Consider the following 8237-nt stretch of genomic DNA (forward strand, 5'->3'; position numbering starts at 1 on the left):
GCGCTGGCCTGGCGCATAGCTCCAGGCGCGGCGCGGCTTCTGGGTCGGATCGAGGAAGTCCATCAATCCCGTCACCTCGCCCGCCTTGCGGATCGGCGCGCTGGTGACCGAATAGGTGCGCCAGTACATCTGGTCGTCGCGACCATCGAGGTCGGCGTGGTAGTACGGCGTTTCCTCGAAAGTCTGCTGCTGCGAGGTCATGACGGCCTTGCCGCTCGAATCGACCACCCACGAGCGCGAGGAGCGCGTGGTGGTGTCGGCCTTGTAGCGCAGCTGCTGGTTCCACATCATTTCATTGCCGGTCTTCGCGATCGGGAACGGGATGCCGCCGCGGCAGGCCTGGTCGACGCCGAGACCGCCCTTGGTGGTCTTGCAGGTGGTGGCGTTGCGGACAGTCTTGGCCAGCACGTCGTCCGGCATGGCGCCCGTGCGGTGGCTCGGATACACATCCATGTAGAAGCCCGGGTTTTTCTTGAAGAGTTCCTTCTGGCCTTCCGAGAGTTTGTCGGCATGCTGCTGCCAGTTCTTGGCGTCGATGCGCATCAGTGGCGCCTCGTCCTTGAACGGATCGGCCCAGACGCCGCTGCCGGCCTTGAAGCCTGGCGGCGCCTTGGTCAGCCCGCCGGTGTAGGCGGGAATAGTGCCTTCCTTGTTGCCTGCCTTGGTCGCGCCGACCTGGGTCAGCGTGGACCCGAGCTGCTTGGCTTCGTCCGGCGTAACCTGGGCTTGGGCGCCGGCTGCAAGGCCTGCCAGCAGTGCCACGAGAATGCGATTCGTTTTCATGTCTTGTCTCCTGTTTGCGGCGCTTTAGAATGCCGTCTTGAAGGTAAAGGACAGCCAGCCGCGGTCGATGACGCCGACCGACGAATTGCTGTGGGCCGCGCCCCCGGTGATCCTGCCGTTCAGCTCGCGGACGGGCAGCGTGCGGTCGGCATACAGGAGCGAAAATTCATATTTCGATGCATAGGTGGCGGTGGCGCCGATCGACCAGCGCAATTCGCCTTCGGTACCGCCGCCCGAGGACGGGGCATTGCCCTTCAGGCCGTAGGTCGCACTGACCGGCAGGGACAAGTCCCACGAAGGTAGCACGTTCAGGTACTGCGGAGTAAAGCGCAATGCCATCAGCCACGCATCCCTGGTCGAGCAGCCGTCGTCCTTGTTGCCCGAGCCGGCCACGCCGGTGCGCGAATCGACGCAGCTGGACGCGCCGACCGAACGGTAGGAATTTGGATTGGTCGTGACCTTGTCGAGGCGGTTATAGGCCAGTTCGCCCACCAGCGTGCCGGTCGCCCAGAGCGGCGTCGCAGGCAGCATGAAGACGCCGTTGACGACGGCGTGCCAGGTGTCGCCACGCGCTCCGGTCGGCGTGACAATCGAGGAAGGCGTGTTCAGGGCGCCGTTCTTGCGGTAGGACAGCTCGGCGCCGACCGAGACCGACTTGATCACCCGGCTGAAGCTCAGGCTGTACTGGTCGATCTTGTCCGGATACAGGAAGCGCGCCTGGGTCGGCAACGGACCCTTGAAGTTCAGCAGCTGCACGCCCAGCTCCGGCGAATAATCGTCGAAGCGGCGGTAATAGGCCCCGAAGTTCGATTCGATCGACTCGGCGTTCAGGCGTGCGCCGATACCCCAGTTACCATGGTCGCCCGGCTTCTTCGCCTCGATCAGCTGCGCGGCCACCCCGGCAATCGGAAACACCAGGTTGTCCGACGAAGGCGCGGTGTCGGCGCCCATCAGGTAGGTGCCCGCGTGCGGGATGCGGGTCGGCTTCCATTCGTAATAATACTGGCCGACCAGGGTCAGCGCATCGGTGACCTGGGCACTGAGATACACCTGGCCGATCGGCAGGAACACCTCCTTGGTCTCGACACCCGGATTGATCGCCGCCTTGACGCCGTCGACCGGCGACTGGGCATAGGAGATCGCGTGGGCGCCCAGCAGCAGGCCTTCGCCCCAGACGTTGGTCTGGCGGCCGACCTTGATATTCACAGGCACCTTGCCCAGGTCGACGTTGGCCCAGACGAAGGCGTCGAGGATTTCGCCGGACGGGCCGTTCACGTAGCGCTGCACTTCATTGTTGTATTCGGCGTTGCGGTAGGCGGTCAGGAAACCGGCGGGCGAACGCACCGAGCGGTCGTCGTAGGCACGGTCGTACCAGGCCGCTCCCGACACGCGGGCGCCGAGCTTGTTGCGCCAGCTGACGTCGAATTCGGTCAGCAGGTCGAGACGGTTGGTCACCATGTCGTGCTTGTCGAATTTCGAGTCGCCCTCGTCGTAGATGTAGTTGCGCAGCAGGCGCGGGTCCTGCCCTTCCATCCGGAAGCCGCCGGTGTAGCGGACCGTGGTATCGAGCCGCATCTTGATGTCGGGGTTGTCGAGCACGATCTCGGTTGCCAGCGCCGGGAAGGCGCAGGCGAGCGCCGCTGCTGCCGCTGCTGGGATAGCGCGCAGCGCGAGGCTGGCGGGCGATGGAACACCGCGTGTTTGGTTCATGGGACCTGTCTCCTGTTTATCGGTTATGACCGCTTTTAGAAATCGTTCAGCACTGCTTGCAAGTCCTTCCAGTGAACCGTGCTGCTCGACTGTCTTCGGCCCAACGGATACGAGACTTTTACGACGCTTTGATTGTAGTACTAATTTCCGAAGAATTCTACTGTTTGACGAAGATTCTGTATTGAGAATTTTAGGTGCGCAGGCAAGCGGCTTGCGCACCAGCCGTCACGCGGCGTCGGCCGCCAGGTTGCGTGCCCGGACCATGTCGGTGAAATCGCGCTTGAGGGTTGGGTAATACGCGATCTGGCCCTGCAGCCCGCCGGCGATGTCGATCGAGGCCGCGCTGATGAAGGAGGCGTACTCGCTGGCCAGGAACAGCGCCATGCCGGCCACGTCTTCGGGTTTGCCGAAGCGCCCGAGCGGCACCACCTTGAGCACCATGGCATCGAATTCCTCGCGCGAGACGCCCGGCCCCACTTCGCGGTAATGGCGATCCCACTGGCCGGTGTCGATCCAGCCCATGTTCAGCGAGTTGACGAGGATGTTGTCCTTCGCCAGCGACATGCCGAGCGACTTCGACAGCGCCAGGCAGGCGGCGCGGTTGATCACCGAGGGGATGCCGTCGGGGGTGGGAAAAGCGCCGGCCAGGGCATTGATCTCGACAATGCGGCCCCAGCGCTGGCGCCGCATGTGCGGCACCACCGCCTGCACGAAGCGGAAATGCCCCATCTGCAGGATGTTGGCGTGCTCGAGGATCTGCTCGGGCGTGAGGGTGTCGAGGTTGCCCCCGCGCCCCTGTCCCGCGTTGTTAACCAGGACATCGACGCCGCCCCAGGCGTCGGCCACTTCGGCGACGAAGGCTTGCACGCCAGCGCTGTCGGTGACGTCGACTTCGCGCGCGATGATCCAGTGCGCGCCGCCAGCCAGTTCGCGCGCGGCGGACAGTTCGCGCGCGGCGCTCTGCAGTGCTTCGCCGCCGCGCGCACAGATGGCGACCCGCGCGCCCTCCGCCGCGAAAGCGCGCGCGATGGCCAGGCCAATGCCGCGCGAGGCGCCGGTGACGATCACCCGTTTGCCGCTCAGGTCGATGTGCATGCTTTGTCTCCTCCTGTATTAGTTAGGTACGGCTGCTGTGCGGCGGCCGGTTCTGTGCCGGTCCTGCCGCGCCTGCTTCACTACATGCGTTCGATGATGGTCGCCGTGCCCATGCCGCCGGCACAGCAGATCGCCTGCAGGCCATAGCGCGCACCGCGCCGTTCAAGTTCATGCAACAACGAGGTCATGATGCGTGCGCCGCTCGCGCCCAGCGGATGGCCGAGAGCGATCGCGCCGCCATTCACGTTGAGGCGTTCCTGCGGCACGCCCAGCTCCTTCGCCCACATCAGCGGTACCGAGGCGAAGGCCTCGTTCACCTCGAACAGGTCGATGTCGCCCGGCTCAAGGCCGCTCATTTCCAGCACCTTGCGCGTGGCCGCCACGGGGCCGGTCAGCATCAGGGTCGGGTCGGAACCGACCGTGGTGAAAGCGCGGATGCGCGCGCGGGGCGTGACGCCGAGACGGCTGACTGCCGCGCCCGACATCAGCAGCAGCACCGCGGCGCCATCCGAAATCTGCGACGAATTCCCCGCGCTGAGCTTGCCGTTTGGGCGAAAGCTGGTCTTCAAGGTCCCCAGCTTTTCCGCATTCGTGCCCGGACGGATGGTTTCGTCGACCGCCAGCAGCTCGGGCACCGGTTCCGCATAGCCGCGCTCCATCAGCGCGGCGACCGGCACCGCGGCGATTTCGCGACCGAACCAGCCGGCCTGGGAGGCGGCCGCCGCGCGCCGGTGGCTCTCGACCGCATAGGCGTCCAACTCAGCGCGGCTCAGTTCCCACTTGTCGGCCACGCGCTCGGCGGCCTCGCCCTGGCTGGTCAGCTCCCAGTGGTCGGAGGCCATCCAGCCGAAGGCTTCGCCATAAATCTCGCGGTTGCCGCCCATGCGCACGCGGCTCATGTTCTCGGCGCCGCCGGCCACGACCACCTGGGCGGCGCCGGACGCAATCATGCCGGCCGCCAGGTGTACCGCCACTTCGCCCGAGCCGCATTTGCGGTCGATCGCGAGACCTGGAATCGACGCCGGCCAGCCGGCGCCGAGCAAGGCGGTGCGCGCGATGTTCGCGGACTGCTCGCCCACTTGCGTGACGCAGCCGAAGATGACGTCATCCACCTCGGCCGGCTCGATGCCGGCGCGGCGCACGATCTCGCCCAGCAAGTGCGCGCCCAGATGGTCGGCGCGTACGCCGGCCAGGCTGCCCTTGTATTTGCCGATGGGCGTGCGCACCGCCTCGACAATGTAGATGTCGTTCATAGATTGCTCGCCTTCAGGCCGGAACCGGCCACGCGCTGGCCAGCCGCGTCGTACTGGTAGACGCCATGCCCGGTCTTGCGTCCGTGGCGGCCCGCCGCCACCATCTTGATGATCAGCGGACAAGGGCGGAATTTTTCGCCGAGCGTCGAATGCAGGTAGCGCAGCACCGACAGGCGCGTGTCCCAGCCGGTCAGGTCGCCCAGTTCGAGCGGCCCCATCGGGTGGTTGAAACCCATGCGCAGCGCGGTGTCGATATCCTCGGCGCTGGCGGTACCTTCCTGCAGCATCCACATCGCCTCGTTACCGAGCATGGCCGACATGCGGCTGGTGGTCAGGCCCGGGGATTCGTTGACCAGGATCGAGGTCTTGCCGATGGCCTCTACCCAGCTGCGGCTGCGCGCGACGGTGGCCTCGTCGGTGGCGATGCCGAGCACCAGTTCGACCAGCTTCATCTTATGCACCGGATTAAAGAAGTGCATGCCGATCAGGCGCTCCGAGTGCGGCACGGATGCCGCGATTTCGGTCACCGACAGCGCCGAGGTGTTGGTGGCGAGCAGCGCGCCTTCCGCCAGCAGCGGCGCGGCTTCGGCCAGGATCGCCTTTTTCAGCGCCAGGTTCTCGGACACGGTTTCGACCAGCAGGCTGGCGCCGGCCGCGCCTTCGGTCAGCACGGTATGCACGCTGAGCCGCGCCTTTGCCGCTTCGGCCGCTTCAAGCGCCAGCTTGCCGAGCCTGACGCCGCCGTCGAGAATGGCATGGATGCCATGCAGCGCCTTGTCCAGCGCCTGGCCATTGCTGTCGACCAGGCGGGTCGTAAAACCGCTGGCGGCAAAGGCGTGCGCAATGCCGGTGCCCATCAGGCCGGCGCCCACGACCACAACCACACCCGCTACTTCGTTCTTGTCGCTCATTGTTATAGTCTCCTCAAGCGCCGGGCTTCGGCCCGACTACGTTGCTGATGGTTCCGATGCCTTCGACAGTCGCCTCGACCAGGTCGCCCGGGTTCAGGTACAGGCCGGTGCCCTGGCCGACGCCCGCCGGAGAACCGGTGAACATGACGTCGCCGGCGGCAAAACTCGAACGCTGTTCGACGAAGCGCAGCAACTGGGCCACGTCCCAGGTCATTTCGGCCGTCGTGCTGTCCTGCCGGGTCTGGCCGTTGACCTTCAGGCTCAGGCGCAGCTGCGGGCTGCCGGCCGGGAATTCGTCGCGGGTGACGATCCAGGGGCCGACGCCGGTGCTGCGGTCCTGGCTCTTGGCCGCGAACAGGTCCATGCCGATGCCGGCCGGGCCGCTGCGCTGCAGGTCACGCGCCGACACGTCGTTGCCGACCGTGTAGCCGAGCACCGCCGCCAGCGGATTTTCGAGATCTACCGGGGCGTCGCCCAGCACCACTACCAGTTCGACTTCGTGGTCGAGTTCACTGGTCAGCGGCGGATAGCGGATCGGATCGTTGGCGCCGATCAGCGCGCCGTAGGCCTTCAGGAAAGCGATCGGCTGGGAAGGCGACTTCAGGCCGAAGTCGCCCGCCAGGTGCTTGGCGTAGTTGGCGCCGGCGACCACCACCCGGTTGACCGGTTCGACCGGCGCCAGCAGGCGTACGCCGGCCAGCTGGCGCGCCGCGCCTTGCAGCGGCAAGGCCGCCTGCCCTTCCTTGGGGCGGCCGGCCGCGATCGCACGCGTCAGCGCCGGTCCCCAGTCGGCAAAGACGCCGCCGATTTCGCGCAGCGTCCCGGCCTCGCTGTCGACCAGCGCCCAGAATGGCGTCCCGCCGTCGGTGCAGCGCGCGATCTTCATGCCGCGATCGCCGCCGGTTTCGCCACCTCGACCAGGGTCGCCGGGTCGATGCGCAGCAGTTCGCACGCGTTCTTCCAGCGAATCTTCTGCAGGTCCTCGTCCGACAGGCGCAGGCCGTCGGTCAGGTCATGGCGCACCGCGTCGCTGCCGCCGAAGTTCGAGCCGTAGACGACGCGGTCGGCGCCGATGACTTCGATCATGGCCTGGCGCATCGGCAGTTCGTGCAGTTCGACGTCGAAGGTGAAGTTCTTCATGTACTCGAGCACCGGCTTCTTGTTGTGCGAGACGTCCAGGTTCGGATTGGTCTGCGCCAGGCGGCCGAGCTGGTAGGGAACGAAGCCGCCGCCGTGCGTGATGTAGATCTTCAGGTTCGGGAAACGGTCGAGCACACCGCCGTTGATGATGTTCCAGAAGCACTTGGTCTCGTCGTAGTTCATGCCGACGATGGCGGTGGTCTCGTAGCGGTCGGTGTTGGCTTGTTCGCCCCAGGTCACCGACTGGTTATAGCCGTGCACGAACATCGGCAGGTCGACGTCGCACAGGGCTTCCCAGACCGGATCCATCTCGGGCGAATCGAATTCGAGGCCGCCGAAGTTGGCGCCGCCCGCCACCAGGCCCTTGGCGCCGAGGGTGGTGCAGGCGCGGCGGATTTCCTTCGCCGCCTCGGTCGGCACGTTGAGCGGCGCATGGGCCCAGGCCATCAGGCGGTTCGGTGCGGCAGCGCAGTACTCCGCCATCACGTCGTTGACCTTCTGCGCGAAGGGCACGCCGAACTCCGGCTCGGCCCAGTACATGTAGCAGTGCGAGGGCACCGACACCACTTGCGCGCTCTGTCCGGCGGCATCCATGCCGGCCAGCCGGGTCTTCGGATCGGCCCAGCGTTCCAGGTACTGGTTGATGTCGAGGTCCTTGCCCTCGGCCTTGGCCTTCTTCAGCGCGGCCTTGCGTTCCGGCGAACCGAGCGAGAGGATCCAGTGGCCGACGCGCAGCTTGATGTCGCCGTCCGGGCGTTTTTCGAAGAAGGGTCCCCAGTGCGGGTGCTGGTCGTAGTAGTCGGGATGCGGCGCGTGGGCGTGAAGGTCGATGAGCATGGGTGTCTCCCTGTGACGATTGGTTATCCCGACGCTGGGGCGCCATCGGCCGGACACATCGGACGGCCATACAGCCTGTCCACACGCTTCATGTCTCCATCCGGCGCACTCGGTCGGTGCTTTTACATCAGGACCCATCATGCCAAATATAGACAGATTTGGCAATTCTGTTTAACTTTTATTTTTGCGGCGGGTTTTCCAGCATGGCGCGCGCTTCGCAATCGACGATCGAGTACAGGAAGGTCACGATGCGCTGCACGCCGTCCTGCGGACGCTCATGCGGCACCACCAGCTCGCTCAGCACGCAGCGGATCATCAGCTCGCAGACCAGTTCGCGGTCGATGCGGATGCCAAGGCGCGCGTCCCAGGCGTCGAACACGCCGCGCATCAGCTCCTCGATGCGCACCAGGGATTCGTTGAACAGCCGCCCGAACAGGCGCAGTGTGTATTCGGGCGCCGCGCCCAGCAGCAGCCGCGCCTGCCCGTGCGCGGCGTAGTTGTCGAGGTA

General features: G+C 65.8%; 7 protein-coding genes and 1 pseudogene. All 8 read right to left on the reverse strand.

Translation table 11 applies throughout. From position 1 onward, the window contains the following. The coding region (locus ACFPOU_RS07570) for a DUF1329 domain-containing protein (RefSeq protein WP_379719035.1) at positions 1 to 783 on the reverse strand (783 nt) is incomplete at its 3' end. Positions 784 to 807: 24 nt separating this feature from the next. Continuing rightward, positions 808 to 2493, reverse strand: a complete 1686-nt coding sequence (locus tag ACFPOU_RS07575; RefSeq protein WP_379719038.1) for a DUF1302 domain-containing protein — start codon at positions 2491 to 2493, stop codon at positions 808 to 810. A 225-nt stretch (positions 2494 to 2718) separates the two neighbouring features. Continuing rightward, a complete protein-coding gene (locus ACFPOU_RS07580) occupies positions 2719 to 3588 on the reverse strand; it encodes an SDR family oxidoreductase (protein WP_379719041.1) in 870 nt (289 codons plus the stop codon). An 80-nt stretch (positions 3589 to 3668) separates the two neighbouring features. Beyond that, positions 3669 to 4841: a thiolase family protein gene (locus ACFPOU_RS07585; RefSeq protein WP_379719044.1), complete on the reverse strand. Its 1173-nt coding sequence runs from the start codon at positions 4839 to 4841 to the stop codon at positions 3669 to 3671. Continuing rightward, complete coding sequence (locus ACFPOU_RS07590; protein ID WP_379719046.1) at positions 4838 to 5752, reverse strand: 3-hydroxyacyl-CoA dehydrogenase; 915 nt, start codon at positions 5750 to 5752, stop codon at positions 4838 to 4840. The genes ACFPOU_RS07585 and ACFPOU_RS07590 overlap by 4 nt, the downstream gene beginning before the upstream one ends. Positions 5753 to 5765: 13 nt before the next feature. Further along, on the reverse strand, positions 5766 to 6638 hold the full coding sequence (locus tag ACFPOU_RS07595) for a fumarylacetoacetate hydrolase family protein (RefSeq protein ID WP_379719049.1): 873 nt from the start codon (positions 6636 to 6638) through the stop codon (positions 5766 to 5768). Further along, a complete protein-coding gene (locus tag ACFPOU_RS07600) occupies positions 6635 to 7729 on the reverse strand; it encodes an amidohydrolase family protein (RefSeq protein ID WP_379717092.1) in 1095 nt (364 codons plus the stop codon). The genes ACFPOU_RS07595 and ACFPOU_RS07600 overlap by 4 nt, the downstream gene beginning before the upstream one ends. Positions 7730 to 7907: 178 nt before the next feature. Beyond that, positions 7908 to 8237: pseudogene (locus ACFPOU_RS07605) on the reverse strand (TetR/AcrR family transcriptional regulator); the annotation flags it as partial.

Source organism: Massilia jejuensis (assembly GCF_042656795.1).
Lineage (GTDB): Bacteria > Pseudomonadota > Gammaproteobacteria > Burkholderiales > Burkholderiaceae_D > Telluria > Telluria jejuensis.